This is a genomic window from Paenarthrobacter sp. NPDC089307, assembly GCF_040685055.1.
GTDB lineage: Bacteria > Actinomycetota > Actinomycetes > Actinomycetales > Micrococcaceae > Arthrobacter.
Genome location: NZ_JBFBHE010000005.1, coordinates 78,587 through 102,773, shown reverse-complemented (window position 1 = coordinate 102,773; position 24,187 = coordinate 78,587). Strand labels below are relative to the sequence as shown.

At 64.6% G+C, this 24,187-nt stretch carries 21 protein-coding genes and 1 riboswitch; of the genes, 8 read left to right on the top strand and 13 right to left on the bottom strand.

Annotated elements, in window-relative coordinates; translation table 11 throughout:
- The first annotated feature begins 18 nt into the window (after positions 1 to 18).
- From upp to AB0N72_RS13300, 4 genes are read left to right on the top strand one after another with little or no spacing between them, the layout of a single operon-like run.
- Positions 19 to 654, top strand: coding sequence for a uracil phosphoribosyltransferase (gene upp, locus AB0N72_RS13315; protein ID WP_363930853.1), 636 nt, complete (start codon positions 19 to 21; stop codon positions 652 to 654).
- 47 nt (positions 655 to 701) lie between these two features.
- Positions 702 to 1,079: a glyoxalase superfamily protein gene (locus AB0N72_RS13310; RefSeq protein WP_363930852.1), complete on the top strand. Its 378-nt coding sequence runs from the start codon at positions 702 to 704 to the stop codon at positions 1,077 to 1,079.
- A gap of 45 nt (positions 1,080 to 1,124) precedes the next feature.
- Complete coding sequence (locus AB0N72_RS13305) at positions 1,125 to 1,817, top strand: HAD-IA family hydrolase (protein WP_363930851.1); 693 nt, start codon at positions 1,125 to 1,127, stop codon at positions 1,815 to 1,817.
- A 50-nt stretch (positions 1,818 to 1,867) separates the two neighbouring features.
- Entirely contained in the window at positions 1,868 to 3,259 is a 1,392-nt protein-coding gene (locus AB0N72_RS13300) for an aminotransferase class V-fold PLP-dependent enzyme (protein ID WP_363930850.1), read from the top strand.
- Between the two features lie 7 nt (positions 3,260 to 3,266).
- Here the strand turns inward: AB0N72_RS13300 and AB0N72_RS13295 are convergent, their stop codons facing one another.
- The 7 genes from AB0N72_RS13295 to AB0N72_RS13265 form a co-directional block, all read right to left on the bottom strand.
- Positions 3,267 to 4,022: a MerR family transcriptional regulator gene (locus tag AB0N72_RS13295; RefSeq protein ID WP_363930849.1), complete on the bottom strand. Its 756-nt coding sequence runs from the start codon at positions 4,020 to 4,022 to the stop codon at positions 3,267 to 3,269.
- A 42-nt stretch (positions 4,023 to 4,064) separates the two neighbouring features.
- Positions 4,065 to 6,083 (bottom strand): glycosyltransferase family 39 protein, encoded by a 2,019-nt coding sequence (locus AB0N72_RS13290; protein WP_363930848.1) that lies wholly within the window; start codon positions 6,081 to 6,083, stop codon positions 4,065 to 4,067.
- Positions 6,084 to 6,085: 2 nt separating this feature from the next.
- Complete coding sequence (locus tag AB0N72_RS13285; RefSeq protein WP_363930847.1) at positions 6,086 to 8,128, bottom strand: glycosyltransferase family 39 protein; 2,043 nt, start codon at positions 8,126 to 8,128, stop codon at positions 6,086 to 6,088.
- A complete protein-coding gene (locus tag AB0N72_RS13280) occupies positions 8,125 to 9,483 on the bottom strand; it encodes a glycosyltransferase (RefSeq protein ID WP_363930846.1) in 1,359 nt (452 codons plus the stop codon). Before AB0N72_RS13280 ends, AB0N72_RS13285 begins: the two co-directional genes overlap by 4 nt.
- A 181-nt stretch (positions 9,484 to 9,664) precedes the next feature.
- Positions 9,665 to 10,519, bottom strand: a complete 855-nt coding sequence (locus AB0N72_RS13275; protein ID WP_363930845.1) for a hypothetical protein — start codon at positions 10,517 to 10,519, stop codon at positions 9,665 to 9,667.
- Between the two features lie 3 nt (positions 10,520 to 10,522).
- A riboswitch (cyclic di-AMP (ydaO/yuaA leader) is annotated at positions 10,523 to 10,707 on the bottom strand.
- A gap of 108 nt (positions 10,708 to 10,815) precedes the next feature.
- The gene (locus AB0N72_RS13270; RefSeq protein ID WP_363930844.1) at positions 10,816 to 12,312 is read right to left on the bottom strand and encodes a HAMP domain-containing sensor histidine kinase; all 1,497 of its coding nucleotides are present in this window, start codon (positions 12,310 to 12,312) and stop codon (positions 10,816 to 10,818) included.
- Between the two features lie 3 nt (positions 12,313 to 12,315).
- Positions 12,316 to 13,056 (bottom strand): response regulator transcription factor, encoded by a 741-nt coding sequence (locus AB0N72_RS13265; RefSeq protein ID WP_363930843.1) that lies wholly within the window; start codon positions 13,054 to 13,056, stop codon positions 12,316 to 12,318.
- A gap of 350 nt (positions 13,057 to 13,406) precedes the next feature.
- Between AB0N72_RS13265 and AB0N72_RS13260 the strand changes: the two genes are divergently transcribed.
- From AB0N72_RS13260 to AB0N72_RS13250, 3 genes are all read left to right on the top strand, one after another.
- Positions 13,407 to 14,300 carry a hypothetical protein gene (locus tag AB0N72_RS13260; protein WP_363930842.1) on the top strand — a complete coding sequence of 298 codons (894 nt, stop codon included), beginning with the start codon at positions 13,407 to 13,409 and terminating at the stop codon, positions 14,298 to 14,300.
- A gap of 543 nt (positions 14,301 to 14,843) precedes the next feature.
- Positions 14,844 to 15,710 (top strand): winged helix-turn-helix domain-containing protein, encoded by an 867-nt coding sequence (locus tag AB0N72_RS13255; protein ID WP_363930841.1) that lies wholly within the window; start codon positions 14,844 to 14,846, stop codon positions 15,708 to 15,710.
- Between the two features lie 134 nt (positions 15,711 to 15,844).
- Positions 15,845 to 16,369, top strand: a complete 525-nt coding sequence (locus AB0N72_RS13250; protein ID WP_363930840.1) for a histidine phosphatase family protein — start codon at positions 15,845 to 15,847, stop codon at positions 16,367 to 16,369.
- Between the two features lie 8 nt (positions 16,370 to 16,377).
- Here the strand turns inward: AB0N72_RS13250 and AB0N72_RS13245 are convergent, their stop codons facing one another.
- Entirely contained in the window at positions 16,378 to 17,289 is a 912-nt protein-coding gene (locus tag AB0N72_RS13245) for a LysR family transcriptional regulator (protein WP_363930839.1), read from the bottom strand.
- 72 nt (positions 17,290 to 17,361) lie between these two features.
- Here AB0N72_RS13245 and AB0N72_RS13240 point away from each other — a divergent pair, with 72 nt between their 5' ends.
- The gene (locus tag AB0N72_RS13240) at positions 17,362 to 18,285 is read left to right on the top strand and encodes an EamA family transporter (protein ID WP_363930838.1); all 924 of its coding nucleotides are present in this window, start codon (positions 17,362 to 17,364) and stop codon (positions 18,283 to 18,285) included.
- Between the two features lie 30 nt (positions 18,286 to 18,315).
- Here the strand turns inward: AB0N72_RS13240 and AB0N72_RS13235 are convergent, their stop codons facing one another.
- The 5 genes from AB0N72_RS13235 to AB0N72_RS13215 all read right to left on the bottom strand — a co-directional run bounded on the left by AB0N72_RS13235 (position 18,316) and on the right by AB0N72_RS13215 (position 24,076).
- A complete protein-coding gene (locus AB0N72_RS13235; RefSeq protein WP_364081296.1) occupies positions 18,316 to 18,951 on the bottom strand; it encodes a hypothetical protein in 636 nt (211 codons plus the stop codon).
- A 144-nt stretch (positions 18,952 to 19,095) separates the two neighbouring features.
- On the bottom strand, positions 19,096 to 19,725 hold the full coding sequence (locus tag AB0N72_RS13230) for a TetR/AcrR family transcriptional regulator (RefSeq protein ID WP_363930836.1): 630 nt from the start codon (positions 19,723 to 19,725) through the stop codon (positions 19,096 to 19,098).
- Positions 19,722 to 21,758, bottom strand: coding sequence for a YhgE/Pip domain-containing protein (locus AB0N72_RS13225; protein ID WP_363930835.1), 2,037 nt, complete (start codon positions 21,756 to 21,758; stop codon positions 19,722 to 19,724). Before AB0N72_RS13225 ends, AB0N72_RS13230 begins: the two co-directional genes overlap by 4 nt.
- Positions 21,755 to 22,546 carry an ABC transporter ATP-binding protein gene (locus AB0N72_RS13220; RefSeq protein WP_363930834.1) on the bottom strand — a complete coding sequence of 264 codons (792 nt, stop codon included), beginning with the start codon at positions 22,544 to 22,546 and terminating at the stop codon, positions 21,755 to 21,757. Before AB0N72_RS13220 ends, AB0N72_RS13225 begins: the two co-directional genes overlap by 4 nt.
- Positions 22,547 to 22,618: 72 nt before the next feature.
- Complete coding sequence (locus AB0N72_RS13215; RefSeq protein WP_363930833.1) at positions 22,619 to 24,076, bottom strand: NAD(P)/FAD-dependent oxidoreductase; 1,458 nt, start codon at positions 24,074 to 24,076, stop codon at positions 22,619 to 22,621.
- Between the last annotated feature and the right edge of the window lie 111 nt (positions 24,077 to 24,187).

The following is a 24,187-nucleotide window of genomic DNA, read 5'->3' as shown; positions in this document are numbered from 1 at the left end:
CAATGATAGTTTTGGGGGATGCGCACATTCGTCGTGGACCACCCGCTGGTCGCTCACAAGCTCACCGTTCTGCGGGACAAGAACACCCCTTCACCGGTCTTCCGGCAACTCACTGAAGAACTCGTCACCCTCCTGGCCTATGAAGCCACCCGCGAGGTCAAGACGCAGCCGGTGGAGATCGAGACCCCTGTCACCACAACCATCGGCACGGCTTTCACCAAGCCAACCCCGCTGGTGGTCCCCATCCTGCGCGCCGGACTGGGCATGCTCGAGGGCATGACCAAACTGGTCCCCACCGCTGAGGTTGGCTTCCTGGGCATGGCCCGCGACGAAGAAACCCTGGACATCATCACCTACGCCGAGCGACTCCCCGAGGACCTCACGGGCCGGCAGATCTTCGTCCTGGATCCCATGCTCGCTACAGGTGGCACCCTGCGCGAGGCCATCAAATTCCTCTTCAAGCGCGGCGCCTCCGATGTCACCTGCATCTGCCTCCTGGCGGCGCCGGAAGGTCTTGCCAAGCTGGAAGAAGAACTCTCGGACGCCAACGTGAACATTGTGCTGGCCTCCATTGACGAGAAGCTCAACGAGAAGTCCTACATCGTGCCGGGACTGGGCGACGCCGGCGACCGCCTTTACGGCGTGGCGGGCTAAAGCGGGACCCCTACCGCTTTCCACCTTGCCCCGTTAGCCTGTGGCGCATGGACTGGAAACTTGAACTGGTATTTGTCCCTGTGTCCGACGTCGACCGCGCGAAGGACTTTTACGTCAACAAGGTTGGCTTCAACGCCGATTACGATGAGCGCCCCTCGGAGAACATCCGCTTCGTGCAGCTGACTCCGCCAGGCTCGGCATGTTCAATCTGCATCGGTGAGGGACTCAACGACGCCCCTCCAGGGACGGCGCCGAGCATGCAGATCGTCGTGAGTGACATCAACAAGGCCCACCAGCAGCTCAAAGACAACGGAGTGGACGTCAGCGATGTCGACATCCAGGACTGGGGTCACTTCGTCTACTTCGCGGACCCGGACGGCAACAAGTGGGCGCTCCAGTACCTGCCACAGCGGCCAAACGGCTAAGTCACGCGGCAACACCGGACTGCCAGCGTGCGGCAGGATGGAACCATGAGCCATTCTGCCGAACACGCCGCACCAGTATTGACCGCCCGTGCCGTCCTCTTCGATATGGACGGCACCCTGGTTGATTCCACAGCCGTGGTGGAACAGGTCTGGCTGAAGTTCGCCGAACGCTACGGCCTGGATTACGACGAGATCCTTCGTACGTCCCACGGCGTCCAAGCCGGCGATACCGTGCGCCGTTATGCCCCTGCAGGCGCTGATTTCGAAGCACTAACGGCTGAACTCGGTGAGATGGAGCGGTCGCGGACCGACGGCGTGATAGCCCTTCCCGGCGCAGAGGCGCTACTGGCGGGCCTGCCCGATGAAGCCATCGCCTTGGTCACTTCCGCGGACCGCATCCTGGCCGGGATTCGCATGAAGGCTGCCGGGCTCAGCATGCCGTCCACTGCGGTCACCGCCGAATCAGTGACTCGTGGCAAGCCGCATCCGGAGGGTTACCTCAAGGCGGCGGCCCTGCTGGGAGCCGACCCGGCCGACGTCGTGGTTTTCGAAGACGCGCCGGCAGGCATTGCCGCTGCCCGCGCCGCTGGGATGCGGACGGTGGTGGTGGGCAAGGCCGCCGCCGGGCACAATGAGGAGCTCGAGGACGGTATGTGGCGTATCCCGGACTACTCGGCCGTGACCGTCACCGCTGTAAAAAACGACGACGGCGGCCACCTCCTCACGCTGACCCTCTAGCCTTTCGCTGTGGGCTGTTCCCGCCGGCGAACCCGGCGTAGGCTGTGCCCATGTCTGCGATGCCGGAGGCGTACGGTGCTGCACTGGCGCGGGCCATGGTCCACGCCGGTGATTGGCTTGCATCGGTGCCCACCCGTTCTGTCCGCCCTTCCTCCGACGCCGACCAGGTGGCCAAAACCATCCTGCCGCGGCTCCCTGATGAGGCCACTGACGCCGCCGAGGTAGTGGATGAACTCGCCGCTTTGGCCGAGCCGGGTCTCATGGCCATACAGTCCGGTCGGTTCTTTGGGTGGGTCATGGGCGGGACCTTGCCTGCAGCCATGGCCGCCGACTGGCTCGTCTCGGCTTGGGACCAAAACACGGGGCTTCGCTTCGCCACCCCGGCTGCTGCCGCCATCGAAGAATCCGCGGCCGCCTGGCTGCTGGACCTTCTCCACCTTCCCGCAACTGCCGACGTCGGATTCACCACTGGCGCTACCACCGCCAACTTTGTGGGACTGGCGGCGGGGCGCCTGTACCTGATGGACGAGGCAGGCTGGGACCTGGAATCGCTGGGACTCAATGGCGGGCCACGCATCACGACGTTCGCGGGCCGGGAACGCCACGCCGCAGTCGATCTTGCGTTGCGGTATCTGGGCCTGGGCGCGTGCGTGCCTGTTGACGCCGACCGGCAGGGCCGGATCATTCCCGATGCCCTGGCAGCAGCCATGGACGAGCAACCCGGCCCGTCTTTGGTCTGCCTACAGGCGGGCAACCTGCATTCCGGCGCTTTCGACCCCATGGAAGAAGCGGTGGCAGTGGCCCATGACCGCGGAGCGTGGGTCCACGTTGATGGCGCTTTTGGCTTATGGGCGGCCGTCAGCCCAAGCCTGAGGAGCCGGTTGGCAGGGGTGGAGACCGCGGATTCCTGGGCGACGGACGCGCACAAGACCCTGAACGTGCCTTACGACTGCGGATTGGCGATCGTCTCGAAGCCTGAGTCCCTCCGCCGTGCATTCAGCGTCCACACAAGCTACCTGATTGCAACCGAAACGGGCCTGGGCGACCCCCTGGAGAAGGTCCCTGAGATGTCCCGCCGCGCCCGCGGCATTCCAGTATGGGCCGCTTTGCGGCAACTCGGCAGATCCGGCGTGATCGCCATGGTTGAGCGGCTGGCAGCAAACGCGCGGGCTTTGGCGGAGGGCCTCGCCGCGATTCCGGGGGTTGAGGTGCTCAACGACGTCGTGTTCACCCAGGTGTCCGTGAGCTTTGGCAGCGACGACCGCACTCACCGGATCACGCAAAGGCTGATGGCCGAAGGCGCGGTATGGATGTCAGGATCGTCCTGGCGGGGCCGGGAGATCCTCAGGATTTCTGTCAGCAACTGGACCACGGACGCCGCGGACGTGGCAACGTCCATCGCCGCAGTTCGCGGTGCGGTTGAGGCGGAGCCGGAAGAATAGCCGACGCCTACTGCGCGCGTGCCTTTTGCAGGTAGCCCATGAGCCCGGCCAAATCCTGGGGACTCCATGGCAAGTCGGCGCTGATGGACTGGCTGTTCTCCTGCCATGCAGCCCGGGCGGCGGCCTTGGTGTCCTCGCCGGGATGGAACATGGCCCCTATTTCGTCCCACGAGCGCACCCACTCCCGCACGGCAGGGTCCGCGACTGGGGTTCCAGCGCGAACATGCCCCAGGCCTTCCTCAACCAACGAAGCCCACTTCTGCTTGGCGTCCTCGATTTTTTCGGTTCCGAGTTCCTGGCGCCTGTCAGCGAGCTGTTGGCGCTGTTCGTCGGTGAAATGTTTTTCGTACACGGTGATCATCTCCAAGGTCGTCATGAATTGCTCAGGGGTTGGCATGGCGGGAGTGTCCAGGCGGCTGAGCAAGGTGGTCAGGCGCTCCTGCAGGGTTTGGACGTGCAGCGCGTGTTGTTGAACCTGCCGGAGCTGATCACCCAACAGTGCGCGCATGGACCCGAGGTCAGCGGCGTCGGAGGCCGTCAAAGCATCTCGAATGGCCGCCAGCGGAATCCCGAGCATATGGAGTGCCCTGATCCGATACAGCCTGCGGAGGTCGCCCTCCCCATACCGCCGGTGGCCCGACGCCGTGCGGGCGCTGGCGGACAGCAAGCCGATCTCGTCGTAGTGGTGCAGCGTCCGCACGCTGACACCGCACGCTTTGGCAAGTTCGCCCACGCTCCACTGTCGCCCTGTTGCTCCCGTCATGCGTCCAACGCTAAAGCCTCACGTCACGTCAGGTGCAAGGCCTCACCCGGGAAGTTCGTACACCGTAGTTCCACCGATCGTTTGCGCCTGATAGTTGGCGGCCACCCAGGTTGCGATCGCGCTGGCAGCATCCGAGCCCCCGTTGCCTTGCATGAGGCGTCCGGCAATGAAGTAATGGATTTTGCCGTCGGCTACGAATTCCTGGAATTGCTGCAAGGTAGGAGACGGGTCCGTGCCGTTGAACCCGCCAACAGCCATGACTGGCAAGCCTGTAGCCAGTTGGTAGCCTGCGGCGTTGTTGGAACCTACGACGGCGGCCGCCCAGGTGTAGTTGCCGGCGTCGGCTTTGAGGGCGCTCACCAGCTCGGACGACGGCGTGGTGGCAGTTAACAAACCGCCCATTCCGCCGGCTTGCCCGCCACCGGCAAAGCCCTGCTGTCCTGCGCCCTGCTGCCCTGCGCCCTGCTGGGTTGGTCTCCGTGCCCCCTGCGTCGCGCCGTTCCTCCCTTGGCCTGGGCCAAACCCTGCGGTAGTCGCCGGCCCTGCGCTGACGATCGCTCCCGTATGCGGCACAGCGGCTGTCGCCACCGAATAGGCCAGTGGGCCGGCCAGTGAAACCGCCACGGCGAGTCCCGCCGTCGTCCGGGTTACCCAACGGGTCCAGCGGCCGCTGAGCACAACGGCGGCGGCCAATAGGAGTGCGCCCACCAGGACCACCCAGCGAAGCGGCGGCAGAAAGGCGGGGGTGCGGCCCAGGATAGCGAAGGCTGTGATTCCTGCAGCAAGAACCGCTGCCCCGAGAAGGAGCGCCACCGGCAGACGGGAACGTCGCTGCCACAACAGCGCACCGCCCAGCCCCACCAATCCGGCAATTCCCGGTGCGAGTGCCACCGAATAGTAAGGGTGGATGATGCCCTGCATATAGCTGAACACCAAACCCGTGACCAGCAACCATGAACCCCACACCACAACGGAGGCCCGGACCGCGTCCGTGCGCGGAGCGAGCCGGCCGAGCCAGAGGAGCGCACCGCCCAAGATCAACGCCGATGGGATCAACCAGGCAATCTGGCCGCCGAATTCCGAGCCGAACATGCGGAACAAGCCAGGAGTACCCCAACCGTTTCCGCCACCTCCGACGCTCCCGGTCTCGTCGCCGTTGAGCCTGCCCAGGCCGTTGTAGCCGAACGTCAGTTCAAGGATTGAGTTGTTTTGCGAACCACCGATATACGGCCGCAGGTTTCCAGGCACAAGCTCGACGGCGGCAATCCACCACCCAGCCGACGCCACCATCGCGCCACCGGCGGCCAGCAGATGGAGTAACCGGCGGCCCGGCTTGGGGTGCGCCGAGAGGAGGTAGGCGAGCACGAACCCGGGCAGAACCAGGAGGACCTGGAGTTGCTTGGCCAGGAAACCGAAGCCGAGGAACACGCCCGCGAACACCAGCCACCGCAGCTTCTGGTCTTGAATGGAACGGACCACGGCATATCCCGCTGCGGTCATCAGGAGGACCAGGAGGGCATCCGGGTTGTTGAAGCGGAACATGAGGGTGGCCGCGGGTGTGAGCGCCAAGGTGACAGCGGCGATCAGGCCTGCCCGGTGGGCCAAATGTGCGTTGCCGGTCGCTGGCAGGGCCGCACGGCGGACGGCAAGGTAGAGGAGCCAGGCGGTCGCCACCCCCATGAGGGCTTGCGGGACCAGGATGCTCCAGGAACTCAGCCCGAACAAGCGCACTGACAGGCCCGTGATCCACAAAGCCGCGGGTGGTTTGTCCACGGTGATGGAGTTGGCGGCGTCGGAGGAACCGAAGAACCACGCAGTCCAATCCTGTGAACCAGCCTGGGCAGCGGCGGAGTAGAACGCGTTGGCCCAGCCGGAGGCCGCGAGTCCCCAGAGGTATAGGGCCGCGGTTCCCGCCATGACAATCCCGAGTTCGAGGCGGTGTTGGAGCTGTTCATGGATCCTGGCAGGTCCGTTCGCCGGGGTCTTGGCCCCTGCGCTGGCCGCGTCACCCGCCCGGACCTCTGCCGGAACGCCCGTACGAGGTTGGAAGTACGTGGTCATGGTCAATTCACCAGCTTGTAGACGGTGGTGCTGCCCACGGTTTGGGCCTCGTAGTTCGCAGCTACCCAGGCTGCGACCTCGGAGTTGCCGCCCCGGCCGCCGCCACCCATGCCACCTCCGGCTATGAAGTAGCTGATTTGGCCGTTGTCCACCATCTCCTGGAATTGCGCCAGGGTGGGGTACGGGTCGCCGCCGTTCCATCCTCCGAGTGCGATCACGCTGGTGTTCGTCGCGAGTTCCAGGTCAGCAGCCTGCGTTGCCCCGGAGACGATTGCGGACCATTTTGTGGTGGTCGACTTCAACAATGCCGTCAGTTCCGTGCTGGTGATTCCGCCGCCAGGGCCGCCGAAGTCCGCTGCTCCGCCAAGCCCATTTAGTGTGCCACTTTGCGCGTCTCCCGCCTCGCGCGTCCTGCCGTCCGTTCCTGCACGGGCACCAAAGCCGCCGCCCGCCGCTCCGGCAGGTCCCGACGTCGGGATGGAGCCAGAGTGGGGAGTCGCGGCGGTGGCGATCGTCCAAGCGCCGGTCCCCAAACCGCCGGCGAGCAGCGAAACAACGACGACGGCGGCCGCCGGCAAACGCCGCAGGGTGCCCTTGAGCGTTGAAGCGCCAAGCTGGTCCACCCGGAGCAGCAGGGCGATTGCAGCGAGCACGCCAAGGACCACCACGGTGATCCTCAACCAGGGTAGCCACGCCGCGTCCCGTCCCAGCAAGGCGGCGGACCAGAGGGCGCTGCCAAGAACCATTATGGCCAGGACTATCCGGGGCGCCCACGATGCCCGGCCACGCCACAGCTCAACGCAGCCGATGCCCACGAGCGCTGCGATGGCTGGTGCCAGCGCAACGGCGTAGTACGGATGGACGATGCCGCTCATGAAGCTGAAGATTCCAGCCGTAACAACCAGCCAGCCGCCCCACATCAGCAGTGCTGCGCGGCTTCGGGAGGTCCTGGCTTCGCGGCCGGTAAACCACAGTCCAGCGATGAGCAGGATTATTGCCGCCGGCAGCAGCCAGGAGATTTCACCGCCGAAGCTCGTGCCGAACATCCGGCCCAACCCGGCCGCGCCGCCAAAGCCACCGCCGCCGCCAAAGCCCCCGCCACCGAAGCCGGCACCATCGCCTCCGATGCCCCCGGCACCACCCGGCAGGCCACCTGCTCCGCCTTCGCCCGAACCGGTGATGCGTCCCAGGCCGTTGTAGCCGAACGTGAGTTCGAGGAAGCTGTTGCCCTCAGAGCCAGCCATGTACGGCCGGGCCGAGGCAGGGGTTAGTTGGAAGAGCGCAATGTACGTTCCGGCGACCACAATGATCCCCGCACCCGCAGCAAGAAGGTGGAGGATCCTGTTGCGGAGGGTTGTCGGGGCAGCCCAGAGATAGGCGAGCGCGAGCCCGGGCACAACCAGGAAACCCTGGAGCATCTTGGAAAGGAACGCCAGGCCAATCACAGCGCCTGCGGCTGCCAGCCATTTCCAGCCTGCCTTCTCAATCGCACGGGTGGTCAGGTAGGCAGCCAGAACCAGGCAGAGGGTGAGCATTGCGTCGGGGTTGTTGAAGCGGAACATCAGCGCGGCCACGGGCGTCAGGGCCAGCGCCGCCCCGGCCATAAGACCAGCTGCGGCTCCCGATACGCGCTTTACCGACAAATACAAGAGTCCGACGGCGGCAACCCCCATGAGTGCCTGCGGGACCAACATGCTGGTGGGGGAGAAGCCGAATATCCTGCCGGAGAGTGCGGGAATCCAGAGGGACGCCGGTGGTTTGTCCACGGTGATGGCGTTGCCGGGGTCGAGGGAGCCGAAGAGGAGTGCAGTCCAGTCCTTGGTGCCTGCTTGGATGGCGGCGGCATAGAAGGAGTTGCCGTAGCCGGTGGCAGCAAGATTCCAGAGATAAAGGATGGCTGTGGCCACCAAGAGTCCGGCGGCGGACGGGCGGACCCAGCGCGCCTGGCAGCCGAACACGATCCGTTGGATTCGCGTTTGCCTGTTGCTTGGGGTCGCGGGGTGGTTGCTTGCGGCCGTATTGCTTGGCTGAAGTGCGGTGATCATTTCGCTGCCACCTCGTTGTCCTCGTCGGTCCTCATGGCAGCGGGCGTAGTTGCTTGTGCCGGCTTTCGGAAGACCCATAACCGGAAGAGCAGGAACCTTGCCGCGGTCGCCACGAGGTTGGCGCCGACTACGGTGGCCACCTCAAGCCAGCGGTCCGGCGTCGTGGTTCCGTGCACCAGGGCGAGCGCACCGGAGGTGAGCGCCAGGCCGATGCCGAACACGATCAATCCCTCAAAGTGGTGCCGGGCAGCGTTCCCGCCGTGGATGCCGAACGTGAAGCGGCGATTGGCGGCGGTGTTGGCAATCGCGGTGATGATCAGCGCCACGAAATTCGCCAGCTGCGGGTCCATGAAGCCGCGGCAGGACAGGAAGATCAGCAGGTAGGCCACGGTGGAGGCGGCGCCGATGAATCCGAAGCGGACCAGCTGCCCGAAAAGGCTGCTGCGTGGCGTCGACTCGGAGGTGCGCGAGGACGCAGGCAGGGGACCGCGGGCCAACGCTGCCCGGAGTTCGGGGACCGGGATGCGGCCCGTCACGAGGTCGCGCGTCAGGCGCGTCATGCCGCGGAGGTCGGCCAGGGCGGTTCGTACGACGTCGACGCTTGAGTTGGGATCGTCCGTCCAGTCCACCGGGACCTCGTGGACTCGAAGGCCGCAGCGCTCGGCCACCACCAGGAGTTCGGTGTCGAAGAACCAGGCGTTGTCCAGGGTGTGCGGCAGCAGCCGGTGTGCCACGTCCGCGCGGATGGCTTTGAAACCGCACTGGGCGTCGGAGAAACGTGCCCCCATCACGGTGTGCAGCAGGACGTTGTAGCTCCGGGAGACGAACTCGCGCTTGGGTCCGCGGACTACGCGGGACGTGCGGGCCAGCCGGGTGCCGATTGCCAGGTCTGAGTGGCCGGAGATCAGGGGCGCCAGGAGCGGTGCCAGAGCGGCGAGGTCAGTGGACAGATCCACATCCATGTACGCCAGGACCGGAGATGGCGATGCCAGCCAGACTTGACGGAGGGCGTTGCCCCGGCCCTTCTCTTCGAATCGCTTGACGGTGAGTTGGGGCAGTTCGCGGGCCATGCGCTCGGCGATCCTAAGCGTGCTGTCCGTGCTGGCGTTGTCTGCCACGGTGATGCGGAAAGTATGTGGAAATGTCTCCGTGAGGTGGACGTGCAGGCGGCGCAGGCATTCCTCAAGGTCCCTTTCCTCGTTGTGGACGGGGATGGTGACGTCCAGGACAGGAACCGTGGTCCGGGTGTCAACGGGAGAGCGCCGCGGCTGCCGAACGGGCAGGGCAGGAGCGGCGGGGTGCCCCGCATGGGCGGGGTTCGGCAGCGCACTGGGGGCGGGATCTATGAGCGTCATGGATCCAGAGTGGTGCCGCCGATTGTGAGGGCTTTAGGCGGAAGCTGTGACATGACTGTGTAACTGTATGGGGCCGTGAGGTTGTGCCGGGATATGCGAAAGCCGCCCCGGTCTCCGCTGCCCGCACCGGTTGGAACTGGTGCGAACGGCGGTAACCGGGGCGGCGATCAAGTTTTCTGGCTTAGTACCAGTTGTTGGCCAAGTGGAAGGCCAGGGCAGCTGACGGGGATCCGTAGCGTTCCTTGATGTAGTTCAGGCCCCACTTGATCTGGGTCTGGTAGTTGGTCTGCCAGTCAGCACCGGCAGAGGCCATCTTGCCGGCCGGAAGCGACTGGACAATACCGTAGGCGCCGCTGGAAGCGTTGGTGGCAGTGGTCCGCCAACCGGATTCCTTCTCCCAGAGCGTGTTCAGCGCCGTCATCTCAGAGGCGCTCCAGCCGTAGCTGCCAAGAATGCTGGCGGCGTAGGCCTTGGCTGCTGCGGGGTCATCCACAGCCTTGGGGGCAGCTGCGGCGGCCGCGGCCTCTGCGGCGGCAGCAGCGGCGTCGGCTGCTTGCTTGGCGGCGGCGTCAGCGGCAGCTTTTTCTGCGGCGGCCTGGTCAGCGGCGGCCTTCTCGGCTGCTGCCTGCGCGGCAGCGGCCTGGTCAGCAGCTGCCTTGTCGGCGGCGGCTTTGTCGGCGGCAGCCTTGTCGGCAGCGGCTTTGTCCGCAGCGGCCTTGGCAGCTGCAGCCTTTTCGTCGGCAGCCTTCTTGGCGGCTGCGGCCTCCTCGGCTGCCTTGTTGTTGCTGGCCTCGGCCGCGGTCCGGGCCTCAGCCACGCGGCTGGCTTCAGGAAGCGTCAGGGCAGCGTTCGCGGCGGTTCCGAGTGAAGCAACGCCCAACGCGGCGGCGATAACGCCAGCCACAACGGACATGCGGTGGCCGGACTTGCCCTCACGGGCGGCCTTCTTGAGGACGGTCTGCGACTTGGTGAGCGGGGCTTCGTTCTGGTCGCGGTGACGCGCGGAATGGCGCGTCTGATCGTTAAATTCAGACATGTGTGATTACCTCTCAGCGCCTGCGGAGTTAGCTGTCGGGTTCGGATGAGGTCATCCGGCCGCGCGTCACGCTGCGGCTTCACCCCTAGGGCCGGCAAATGCCTGGGCCCGGAGACTCTGGGTCCCCCGTCTCTGCCTCGGAGTAAGAACGGACTCCGGGAAGTGGCAGAGCTCGGCGCATCCCGGATGTGGGCCATTTGGGGCGACCCACCCTTTCGACGGTACAGGAGGTTTCCGCAGAAGTCACATTTAGGTAACAGAGATCACGGCGCCGGTGAGTCGCCTTGCTGGATTCGTTACGTTCGTTCGCTGTTGGCGGCGGGGAGGCGAACGGCAAATTCCGTGCGCCCGGGACGGGAGGTCACTTCGACGCTACCGCCATGGGCTTCCACGATCGATTCCACGATCGACAGGCCCAGGCCGGAGGTGCCTTCGGACCCTGATCGGGCGGCATCGGCCCGGGCAAAGCGGGAGAAAATCCGGCCTTGGAAATCCTCAGGAATGCCGGGGCCGTTGTCGGTTACGGTCACTACTGCGCTGCCGTCGGCTGAGAGCATGACGCCGGTGACCACCGTGGTGCCGGCATCCGTGTGCTTCCTGGCATTCGACAGCAGGTTGGCCAACACCTGGTGCAGTTGCGTCGCATCACCGCGGACGGTCACGGGTTCGTCGGGCAGCCTCAGTTGCCAGATATGGTCCGGCGCCATGACTTTCTCATCGCTCACGGTCTCTATCACAAGCTGTGTCAGGTCCACGTCCGTGACTTTCACGGGCTGGCCTTCATCAAGCCGTGCCAGCAGCAAGAGGTCTTCCACCAGCGTTGTCATCCGTTCGGACTGGCTTTGGACCCGCGCAAGGGACTTCCTGCCATCGTCCGTGAAGGTCTCGGTCATCCGCAGCAGCTCGGTGTAACCGCGGATGGCAGTCAGTGGCGTCCGCAGTTCGTGCGAGGCATCGGCCACAAATTGCCGCACTTTGGTTTCGCTTTCCTGCCGGGCTTCCAGCGCACTGGATACGTTGTTCAGCATTTGGTTCAGGGCGTAACCCACGCTGCCCACTTCAGTTCCCGGATGGGAGGCCGACGGCGGTACCCGTACCGCAAGCGCCACCTCACCGGCGTCGAGAGGCAAGCGCGAAACCTTGGTCGCCACCTCCGAGAGCTGCTCCAAAGGCCGCATCGTCCGCCGGATGATCACGGTGCCCACCAGGCCGATCACCACCAGGCCACCAAGGGAAACCAGCACCATGGTCCAGACCAGCGACGCCTCTGCGGCCTGCTTGTCCGCCAAGGGAAGGCCGGTCACGATCACCTCGCCGGAGGTCTCCACTGCCACCAGGCGGTAATCACCGTTGGACAAGGAGCGGTCAACGGCGCGGCTGTCCCGGGGGAGCGAGAGCAGAACCCGTTCGTCGGCGCCTGACAAGGAAACCCGGTTGCCCTGGGCATCGATCAGGCCCGAGCTACGCACAGTGGATCCGACGATTCGCGCGTTCAGGGTGCCGGCAGCCTGGCCACGGGCCTCCAGCGGATCCGGCCTCCCGGACGGCGAATTCGGAAAGCTCGACGGCGGCCTGCCGAAGTCAATCGCGCGGCTGGACGCCTGCTCCAGCTGCTTGTCCAGTTGCCGGTTGAACACCATGTCCATCGAGGCGTAGCTGATGACGCCCACGGCACCGCAAATTGCCACAAGCAGCGCCATCGCCACCAGTACCAGGCGGGTACGCAAGTGCCACGTGGAAGGGTTCAACCAACTCCGCTGCGTAGTCCGGGCGACCCCTGAGAGGGAACTCAACGCTTAGTCCGCAGGTTTGATGACGTATCCGGCACCGCGGACGGTGTGGATCATAGGTGGGTGGTTGGACTCGATCTTCTTGCGGAGGTAGGAGATGTACAGCTCCACGATGTTGGCTTGTCCGCCGAAGTCGTAGTCCCACACGCGGTCCAGGATCTGGGCCTTGCTGACTACTCGTTTGGGGTTTTCCATGAGGTAGCGCAGGAGTTCGAACTGGGTGGCGGTGAGGGTGATGTCCTCTCCAGCCCTTGTCACTTCCCGGGTGTCCACGTTCAGGGTCAGGTCACCCACCACCAGTTCGGCGGTGTCCATGGCGGCCACGCCGGAGCGCTGCACCAGCCGGTGGAGGCGGAGGAGTACCTCCTCCATGCTGAAGGGTTTGGTGACGTAATCGTCGCCGCCGGCAGCCAGGCCAACAATGCGGTCCTGCACGGCGTCCTTGGCAGTGAGGAAAAGTGCTGGAACTTTGGGGGCGAAGGCGCGGATGCGGTTCAGGACCTCCACGCCGTCGAATCCCGGCAGCATGACATCGAGTACCAGGACATCAGGGCGGAACTCTTTTGCGAGCTTCACGGCTGCGGGACCCTCCCCGGCGACAGCCACCGACCACCCCGCCATCCGGAGGCCCATGCTCATGAGTTCGGCAAGGCTGGGTTCGTCATCCACCACCAGGGCGCGGATGGGGGAGCCGTCCGGGTGGGAGAGCTGGGGAAGGTTGTTCGTCATGGAGTGCGGGGAGGCCATGGGACAACTCTCCGTTCTGCTGGTTTGCCGACGCTTTGCCGGTCCTGTGAGGACGCTGTGAAGTCAACACTAGCGAGGTAGGAGTCCCGCGTGCGTGCCTTCCCGCCCTCTTTGGAGCTGCTGGGCCTTGGGAGCACCCCTTTTTGGGTTACTTTGCGGGTTTGGCGTCGGCAAAGTGGGTGCTGAAGGCACAAGGCCCTCGACGCCGGGCCGCAGCTCCCAGGTCGCCGCAGCTCCGAGGTCGCCGCAGTTCCTATGTCACAGGCCGACCATTTCCGCAGCACAGCCTCCGCACAGCAACGGGTTCAACTCTGGTGCGTACAAGGACAACCAAACACCTGGAGAACACCATGATTCAGCAAAACCAGCCCGCGCACCCCGACGACGCAAACCAGGGCCGCAACAGCCTGGCCGGTGCGAACCAACCTGCAAAGCTCGACGGCGGGGCCGCGGCCGCGCCGGTTTCGCCCGGTCAGGCAACGCCTGCCCACCTGTCAGCAACGAGCCAGCCGGCCGCGGGGTGGGGTGCGCCGATGTCGAGCACCGAAGGGTGGGGCGCGCCGTCGTCGGGCACTCAAGGATGGGGAACCAGCAATACATCCGCGCTGAAGACAGGCGCAGGCAACCGCCGGGGAACCAAGCGCACGCTGATGGTCGCAGGGATCGCGGTGGTGGTTGCAGCCGGAACGGCGGGTGGCTTTTATGCCATGGGTAGCGCGAGCTCTGCCAGTGCGGCGAACACAGCACCGGGCCAAGGCGGTGCCGGTGGGTTCGGTGCCCAGCAGGGCCAAAACATTCCTGGGGGAGGAGCAGGACAAGGCGGAACAGGCCAGATGGGGCCCGGCCAGATGGGCGGCATGGCCCCTGATGGCTTTGGCATGGCTGGCGGGCTCAACGCTGCCATCCATTCCGAATATGTGGTGCTCCGGAACGAGGAATACGTGACCATGGCAGATCAACTCGGCACGGTCAGCGACGTTTCTTCGACGTCCTTGACGGTCAAGAGCGAGGACGGCTTCACCCGGACCTATGCCCTCAACAACGACACCACCGTGGCGCAAGGCGTCCGTCAGCGGGGCGGCAACACCGGCACCCTGACTTTGGCCGACGTAAAGGCAGGGGCGACTATCCGTGTCACGGCCACGAAGGCAGGCGATTCCTACACGGCAACCTCAATCCGCCTGACCACCACAACCTCCAGCCAGGGTTCGTCTTCCAGCCAGGGTTCAGGGACGTCGTCGTAGGTAGTTCGTGCCGCTTTTAGCAGATTGCGAGGGAAAAAATTGAGCCGGGCTCCGCCTGCGATTGGACAGCATATGTTTCAGATCGTGAGATTCCGCAGCATCCCCGTTCCCGAACGCGAAGGTGCGAATGATGCCCGATCCGCCGAAGAAAGTTCACTGGAATGCCAATATTTCTTCTCTGCGTCGAACGAACAGGCATTCATTTTGGGACCCGACGGAATTGTGATTTGCGGCACAATAGACCTCTACGTCTCAAAATGTGGACGGTTCGACGCTTTGTTACTTGCGTGTTGCCATTGTTACGTTGCACACTTCCAATGTGAACAAGAACTCAACAGCACCTGCAGCCGCAGCAACCTGGCCCAGCACACCCGCTGGCCATGATGACCGCTGTTGTCGAATGCAAGCCTAACTTTCCACCCCAAGAAGTTTCAGGCATTCGCCCCCTAGCCCAGCGTTGGGCGCCCCTCCCCAAACTCATTGCGGGGACATTCAGCATTCGAAGCCGCGATGACGGCTATTCACTTTTGAGGTAAGCACTCCATGTCAGTTGCATCTGGATACGTCCACATCTCCGTCCGTAACGCCAACAAGGCAGCCTCGAACGCAGGGCTCCGTCCCGGCTTCGGCAACCGCCCCGGCTACGCCCCCGCTCCGCAAAGCGCGAGCCAGCAGGCTCCCGGTTATGTGCCGCAGGGCTACAACCCCAACTCCTATGGCCAGCTGCGTGCAGTCCCCTCCACCGAGCCGGCGCCGATGACTGCACCCACCCCTGTCGTTGCGCAGTCGGACAGGCTCCGCCCCGTCGCCAACGACAACGTGGCCCGCGGCTTCGTGCTCTACATGGGTATCGACGAAGAAACCGCAGCTGCGGCTGGAACCTCCATTGCCAAGCTTGCCCAGGAAATCCGGGCCTACGCACAGTCCCTCGTGACTGGCGCCGAGAGCTACGCGGCCGTCGCCGTCGCCCCCGCCGGGGCACCCGGGTCCGCCCTCGACGTCGTACGTTCCACCTTCGGTGACCCCACCGTGGCCTCCCGCCAGCGGACAGAAGCCGCACGTCCGGCACCGCAGCAGGAAGCCCGCCCGTCCGGCGTACTGATCGACCTTGCGCGACGCGAAGTACACCTGGATGGCGAGTCGCTGAACCTGACGTTCAAGGAATTCGAGCTCCTCAACTACCTCGTCGAGAACGGCACGCGCACCGTGGGCCGCGACGAACTGCTTGAGGGTCTGTGGCGCAACGCCGAAGAGGTGCCGAACGAGCGCACCATCGACGTCCACATCCGCCGCCTTCGCTCCAAGCTGGGCCGCCTGGCCAACACTGTGCGTACCGTCCGCGGCCAGGGCTACCGCTTCTACGAGCACCCCGAGGTCATTGTCTGGGCTGCTCCGGAATACTCCATCTGACCCTGAACTGCCGAAAGGCGGCACGTCCCTCTGCGCCTGCACTCGTTCCTCGTGCACCAGGCGCAGTCGGGATGTGCCGCCTTTTGCCTTGTCCGGCCAGTGGGCATGTGCCTTCGCGGCTATAGGGTTGGTTCATGAGCGACCACCACATCAAGCGACTCGTGATCATGCGGCATGCCAAGGCTGATTGGCCTGTCGGTGTGCCGGATCATGAGCGTCCGCTCGAAGAGCGAGGGCACCGGGAGGCTCCGCTTGCCGGGAAATGGTTGCTGAAACACAAAGTGGTGCCGGACTTTATCCTGTGTTCCTCGGCCCTGAGGACACGCCAGACCTGCACCTGGGTGTGCGATGAGCTGGGCGACAAGGCACCCACGCCCAAGCTTGAGGACGGCCTCTACTCCGCCTCAGCCAACCGTATGCTGACGGTCATCAACCACGTGCCGGACACCGTGACAACGCTCATGGTCATCTCCCACATGCCCGGCGTGCAGGATCTCGCCATGCACCTGGCCTCACGCGATTCCGATCACGATGCCTACATGGATGCCGCAACGCGATACCCCACCAGCGCACTGACGGTCTTGGAAACCGAAAAGTCCTGGGCTGAGCTCGACGGGCAGGATGCGCGGCTGACGCACTTCGCAGTGCCCCGGCACTAGGCGCGGCGTCACTCCTCCAAGGCGTTTGCCGCCACTTTCCTAAGCAATCCCACAACATGCCGGATATTGGGGCTGGCCGTCATGGTCTTCCGGTACACGATCCCCACGGACCGCTGCTGGATGGGCTTGACCACAGGAATGGCCACCACTCCGGGCGGGAGTGCCGGCCTCCCCAACCGGGGGACCAGCGCGATCGCCACCCCTTGTTCAACCATGGCGATATGCGTGGAAAAGTCGGGATCGTATACGCGGATGTCGGGGACCCGGCCCAGCCCCGCGAAGATCTGCAACAGAGCCTCGTTGCAAATGGCTCCAGCCGGGGTGCTGATCCAGGTTTCGTCCAGCAGGTCTTCACGCTCGACGGCGGTACGCGCCGCAAGCGCGTGGCTGCTGTTGACGAGGACGTCGGCTTGGTCGATGCACAGGTCCTCGAGCACCAGGTTCCCTGGGATCACCAGCGGCACCGAGTTCCAGTTGTGTACCACTGCCAGTTCGGCCTCGCCCGAGGCTACGCGCTGGACGGCTTCTCGGGGATCCTCTGCAAGGACCGTGATGTCCAAGGCGGAGCGCTCGGCAGCCATGCGGCCGAGGGCTGGCCCTACCAAACCGCGGCACGCTGTGGAGAACGCCACCAAACGCAGCAGTCCGGAGGGCTTGGCAGGGTCGGCCAGGAGTGTTGCCTGGAGTTCCTCCAGTTCGCCCATGATCCGGCGGCCGTAACCTGCCAGCGCCAACCCCCGCTCTGTCAGCAGCACCCCGCGGCCGTTTCGCTCCAGAACGGCCACGCCTGTCTGCTTCTCCAGCTTCTTGATCTGCTGGGAGACCGCGGAGGGGCTGTAACCCATGACGTCGGATGCGGCCACCACGGATCCGTGCTGTTCCACGGCGACCAGTGCCCTCAATGCGGAGATGTCGATCATGAAGCAAATCTACTTGGTTTCATACTGAATTCAATGCTGGTGCTTCATAAAAAATCGGGTCAGAGTGTACTTGTGAACCTTCGCCACTCTTGCCTTGCCGTGCTGGTTGCCGTCCTCTGGGGCATCAACTTCGTTGCCATCGACCTTGGACTGCACACGAACGGCAGGGACGTCCCGCCCCTGCTCTTCGTGGCCATGCGCTTCCTGCTGGTCGTCTTTCCGTTCATCTTCTTCATCCGCAAGCCCGACGTCGGCTGGAAGCCGATCATCGGCGTCGGGCTCTTCATGAGCGCCGGGCAATTTGGCCTGCTTTATCTCGGCATGGCCCTGGGAATGCCGGCAGGCCTGGCGTCCTTGGTGCTGCAGGCGCAGGTGCTGTTCACGGTGCTGCTCGCGGCCCGGTTCCTTGGTGAAAAGCCAAGCCGGCGGCAGTTGCTGGGCGTGGTTCTTGGCATCGCGGGCTTGGCGGTGGTGGCACTGGGTCGAAGTGCCGTGGCACCCGTGCTTCCGCTCATGATCGTGCTTGCGGCGGCGCTGTCCTGGGCGGTGGGCAACGTGGTGGCGCGGCACTCCAAGGCGGCGTCCGGGCTGGGCCTGGTGGTGTGGTCCGGTGCGGTGGTGCCGTTACCGTTGGCGGGATTGTCGTTGTTGGTGGACGGCCCGCATACGGTGTGGGCAACGCTGACCGACCTGCAGCCGGCTACCATCCTGAGCGCGGTCTACACAGCGGTGTTCGCCTCGTTGATTGGTTACGGCATCTGGAACCGGCTGTTGTCGCTGTACCCGGGTTCCGACGTCGTGCCTTTCACGCTCCTGGTCCCGGTGGTGGGAATGACAGCGGCGTGGCTGGTCCTGAACGAAATCCCTGCTCCGGCCGAGGTCATGGGTGGGCTGATCCTGCTCCTCGGTGTGGCGACGGCGGTTCTGGGTGCCTCGCGAAAGCGCCCGGACACTCCCGTTGCCAGGCCCGCTCTGCATGTCTCGGAGCCGAAATAGCCTGCAAAGCAGGCCTCGCAACGCGGGGAATCAGCGCTTGGGGGCCGGCTTGCGTTGGGTCGGAACGCTCGACGCCGGCCGCCTGGGTTGCGTCGTCGGCGTACGGGGAGTGGTTGGTCGCTTTGGAGCGGGTGCCTTGGCTCCACTCTTGGCGACGGTGGCCGGACGCTTGGCAGCAGTTGCTGTGTTCCTGGCAGCGGTGGACGGGCGCGGGGAAGGCTTCCGCTGGGACGGGGCACGTTTGATTGCTTGTGCCGGGCGCTTGGCCGGAGCAGCTTGTCGGGAACCAAAGGACGGCACCACGGCTCCGAGGAACATCACGGCGAGCGTGCCCACTCCTGCCGCGGCGGCCAGATAGAAGTAGATGTCCGAATCCTTGGTGCTCACTGCGCTGCCCAAGGCATTGGCGTCCTGGTTGAACGCGATGCCCCACATTCGCAGAAAGGCTATGCTGCAGCCGATGAACAGGCTGGTTCCCGCTGCACCGAGCAGGATCACAAGGTAGCGACGCCGGTTGAAAAGCTGAACCAGGGAAGCCAAATAGCAGAGCAGTACGCTGCCCAGGAACAGGTACAAAACAAGTTCCTCGAGCACGACGGCGGCAATTACCAACAGCGCCAGTGACACGAAGGCAGCTACCACCGCCAGTTTCCCGCTGTTCCCCATGTGACGCATGAGGTTAATCATCGCCGACCAAGTCGCCGCGCCACGCCGTCGTACATTGCAGTTGCATACCATTGCGGGGCCTGCTCTGCACGCTAAGAACGCAACATACCCCGCTGAGCAGGCCCCACAACGCGCAGGGCGACGCTACTTGATCACGTATCCGTGCATAATGGTCATCACCGCGGCCACGCTCTGCTCGCGGGTACGTTCCGGGTTGTAGGTCTGCCGGTCCAGGCCCACCACGAAAATTGCTCCGAAGATCGCAGCTTCCAGGCTGCCGCGGACTATGTTCTGGTCCACCTTGTAGCCGGCGGCCACGCGCTCCACGGCGGAACCGATCACGGCGAGAAGTTCACCGCGGAGTTCGGCGAAAACCGCACTCCATTCGCCAGGTGTCCGCCAGTTTTCGCTGACCCAGAGGCGGGCAAAGGAGGGGTAGTCGTCCATGAATTCCATGGCCTGACGCACCATGTCCTTCATGGATTCCAGCGGATCGTTGCTCTGCCCCTGCACGTCCTGGAGCCTGACCAGCATGATGTCCACCCCATGCCGCAGAAGCTGCGCGATCAGGTCGGACTTGCTGCCGAAGTTGTAGTAGACCGTTCCCTTGGACACGCCGGCGGCCGCCGCGATTTCGTCCACGGTCACCCCGGCGGCACCACGTTCGCCGATGAGCTCCATGGACGCCTCGAACAGACGCTGTTTGGTGGCATTGGTCCGGCCGGGGCGCAGCTTCTTTTCGCCTGTGCCGGGGGCCGGCTCCGTGGTGCTCATACTGCGATCTCCGGCTTCAGGGTTTTGAGGGTCCACATCTTGTGTTTGCGGACGGCCAGCGTTGACAGCGCCGCTCCCAGCAAAGTGTATCCAAGCAGGCCCAGCACCGTCGGCCAGATCATGCTGAGCTCGCCGCCATAGATCAGGTGCCGCATGCCGGTGACGACGTAGCCCATGGGCAGGACCTCGTGCACCACATGCAACGGCATGGGGGTGGTCTGCCACGGGAACGTGCCGCCCGAAGACACGAGTTGCAGGACCAGCAGGATCAGCACCACGAACTTGCCGGGCGTGCCCATCAGCGCCACGATGCCCTGGATGATGGCACTGAACGCCATCACTGCGGCAAGCATGAACAGCCACATGCCAATCGGGTGGGCCGGATTCAGGCCGAGACCCAGATCAACCACGACGGTGAGTATGGTGGCCTGCAGCACCGAGACGACGAAGAACGGCAACCAGCCTCCGACGGCGATTTTCCAGGCCGGGGCGTTCGAGGCCAGGGCCCGCTGGGTGATGGGCCGCATGGCCTGGACCAGCATGAACACGCCGATCCAGAGGGCCAGGGTCAGGAAGAACGGTGCCAGCCCGGCGCCGTAGGACCCGGCCTTCGCTTGGGAGACGTTGTTCACTGCAACGGGATCCGCGATCACCTTGGAGACGCTGTTCTTCTGCTCATCGTTGGGGTTGGGGATCTCTCCCGCGCCCTTGGCGAGCTCGGTTGCCAGCGTGTGTGAGCCGTCGGATGCAGTCACTGCGCCGCTGGCAAGTTGTCCGGCGCCGTCGTCCAGTTGGCGGGCGCCGTCGTCGAGCTTTACTGCGCCGTCCAGGGCCGTCTGCTGGCCGGCGGCCAAGGTGGCTGCACCGGAACTCAGCTGCCCTGCCCCGGCGGCTGCCTGGGAGATGGCGTCGGTCAGGGTTGGTGTTGCGCCCGCGAGCTTTTGGGCGCCGGCACTCACGGCAGCCGAACCATCCGAGAGCTGCTGGATCTTGGCAGCATCACCGGAGATTTTGGCCTTGGCGTCGGTGACCGGGCTCGATGCTGCAGCAGCATCAAAGTCTGCCAGGACCTTGTCGGCCTGCTCCTGAGTCAAAACGCCCGCCGTGACGAGCCGCGAGTTGGACTCGACTACTCGGCTCCGCAGGCCTTTGTCCGCCGCGTCCAACTGCCCCACGACTTCCTGGACCTTTGCGTTCAGGTCAGCGTTTCCGGCTGCCACCTGGGCCGCGCCGTCCGCGAGTTTCTGCGAATCGGCCGGGAGGGTCGCCGTCTTGTTCTTCAGCTCGTTAAGGCCCGAACTCAGCTGGCTGGCTCCGGTGTTCAACTGGACAGCGCCATCGCGCAACTGGGTTTGCCCGGCCACCAGCTGGTCGGCGCCGGTGACCAATTGGGTGGTGCCGGTGTGGAGGGTTGCGGCTCCGTCGCTCAGCTTTCCGACTCCGGTGGCCAGCTCCGATGCGCCGTCCGCCGCCTTCACGATGGACGCATGGATGGTGCCGAAGCCGGTAAGGAGCTGGTTGGCGGTTTCTTCGCCCACTTCCTTGGCCACCGTGGAGTGCACAGCCGTAGTGAGCTTGTCCACGATGGTGCTCAAGAGGTAGTTGTTGGCGTCATTGGTGGTGACGTGAAGCATGGCCTGGTTGGCGGCGTCGAAACTGCCGGGGGAGACCAGGTTCGACGAGAAATCCTTGGGAATGCGCAGGGCGAACGCGTACTCGCCCGTCCGGACGCCGGCATCGGCCTCCTCTGCGCTGGAGACTTGCTTCCAATTGAAGACGTGGCCTTCCTCCAGGCTGTCGGCCACCTTCTTGCCGGCCTGCAGCTGGGTGCCGTCCTTGGAGGTGGCACCCGTGTCCTCCACCACCAAGGCGGCGTCGATCTGGTTCAGGTTGCCGTACGGATCCCAGTTCGCGTAGAGGTACACGGCGCCGTACAACAACGGAACCATGGTCAAGGCGAGGATGGTCAGCTTGGGCAGGAGCCCGCCGGTCATGCGCTTGAGTTCGGAGCGGGCTAGCCGCAGAACAGTCACTTTGCAGTCCTTTGGAGGTTTTCGGTTTCGGGTTCTTCGGCCATGTCCGGCGCCGCAGCGGCAGAGTGTTTGGCTTTGGGCTCTGCGGCTTTCGCTTCAGGCTCGACGACGGCGGCCGGAGTGTTGCGGGCGGGTGCGGGCTCCGCTTCCGGTTCAGGGGGATGCCTGACGGAGTTGCCGATCACCGCTGCCGGGCCGGTCCAGTTGTCCGGGAGGGCGCCAACGACGGCGACGACGGCAAGCGGCCGCCCGGCGTCGAGCGCCAATTCCTGGAGTCGGGGCAACCAGGTTCCGGGGTCCGCGCTGTGGCGGTCGGGGGAGTCGACCACCAGAAGGTCCGTGGCAGGGTCGGCCAGGGCCAGGGCCGTCAGCAACTCAAGGCGGCGGCCGGCGGGAAGCTGTTCGATCCAGAGGCCCGCGATGTCCTCGAAGCTGTTGACCTTCAGCCACGGCTTGCTCAGCAGTGCGCCACGGTAGCGTCGTGGAATGAGCGAGAGGTCTTCGGTGACGAGGTCGCGGACGCTGAGGTGTTGCTCGGGCTCGTTGACGCCGGGGGAATCAACCAGGGCGCTGGCGAGCCGGATCTTCTTGGTCTTGGTGGTGTTGTCCCAGCTGAGGACGCCGTGACTCGGCTTCATGCGGCCGCTCAGGGCCAAAGCCAGGGAAGTCCGCTGGTCCTGGCCTTCTCCGGCGACCAGCAGGAGTTCGCCGCGGTGAACTTGGAGCGACGTGGCCGGGAGGAGATCGTCCCGGCGGCCGTTGATCTGGAGTTGCTGTACGGACAGCACAATGAAGCCTTTCGCAGAACTGTTGTCTGCCGAAAGTCTAACTGAACTGACTGGTCAGTTCAAATAGAAAACTTAGAGGCCGTACTTCTCCATGAGCCGAAGCCACACCTCGCTGATGGTCGGGTAGGACGGAACTGCATGCCAGAGCCGGTCCAAGGGAACCTCGCCGACGACGGCGATAGTTGCCGAATGGAGGAGCTCGGCAACGCCGGGGCCCGCAAACGTCGCGCCCAGTATTACCTTCCGGTCCTCATCCACCACGATCTGTGCCCACCCCTTGTAGTCCGGGGAGTGCAGCTGGGAGCCGCTGACGTTGATGGGAAGTTCAACCCCTGTGACGTTCTTGCCTTGGAGGAGTGCCTGCTCAAGGCTCGGGCCCACGGATGCGACCTCCGGGTCCGTGAAGACCACGCTGGGGACGGCATGCTCATTCGCGGTATGAGCCCAAGGGCTCCATGGCTCGGGGCTTCCACTGAGCTCACCCTTGGCCCTGGCAACGATGGCATCGCCTGTAGCCCTGGCCTCGTACTTGCCCTGATGGGTGAGGAGCACTTTGCCGGCGGCGTCTCCGGCCGCGTAGAGCCAGAAGCCGCTGGTGCCATCGCTGGCTGCGCCTTCTACGAGTCCGCTTGGATCGGTTGTCAGCCGGAGGGGTTTGCCGTTTGGTGCTTCAACTCCGACGTTTTCCAGGCCCAGGTTGGCCAGGGCGGGATGCCTTCCCGAAGCGACCAGGAGTTGGTCGGCGCTGAGTGTTTTGCCGTCGAGGATTACGGTGACGGAACCGTCGTCGTTCTTCTCCACTTTCTGGACGTCCGTGTGGAGGTGGACGGCGACTCCATCGGCGCGGAGCCCGGCAAGGACCAGGTTGGCTGCTTCCTCCGCGTAGCTGCTCAACAGCCGCCCCCGTGCCACCAGGGTTACATCGGAGCCCAGCCGGGCGAAAGCTTGGGCCAACTCCACGCCGGCCACGCCACCGCCGAGCACCACGAAGCGCTTGGGAACCTCCTTCGCTGCGGTGGCTCCCCGGGTGGTCCAGAAGGGCACGTCCTTCAGGCCTTCGATGTCCGGGATGGTGGGTGTTGAACCGGTGGCGACGACCACCGCGTGGTGTGCTTTGAGTGCGTAGCTATTGCCGTCAAGCCCATCCACCTGGACCTCGCGGGGGCCCGTAATCCTGCCCCGTCCGCGGATGAGGTCGATGCCGGCGCTGTCCAACCATTCAACCTGGCTGCCGTCCTGCCAGTTGTTGGTGAACCAATCCCGATGCTTCAGTGCGGCTTCGGCGTCAATGGTTCCGGTGACCGCTTCCGTGGCTCCGGGCACCCCTTGGGCGGCATGGAGGACGGTGCCCGGACGGAGGAGTGCTTTGGATGGGATGCAGGCCCAATATGAGCACTCACCGCCTACCAATTCGCTTTCGACAATCACTGCCGTCAGGCCGCCGCGAACCACCCGGTCCGCCACGTTTTCCCCGACGGCGCCTGCGCCGATCACTATAACGTCGTACTCGCGGGAGTTCTCGGCAGTCATGGGGAAAGCCTACAACTGCTGCCTGAACGTCGTTGGGTGTCCCGGGATGGATCAAGGGGCCTTGGTGTCCGCATGGTGGAATCGTGATCTCAAAATGGCCTGCCACAACCT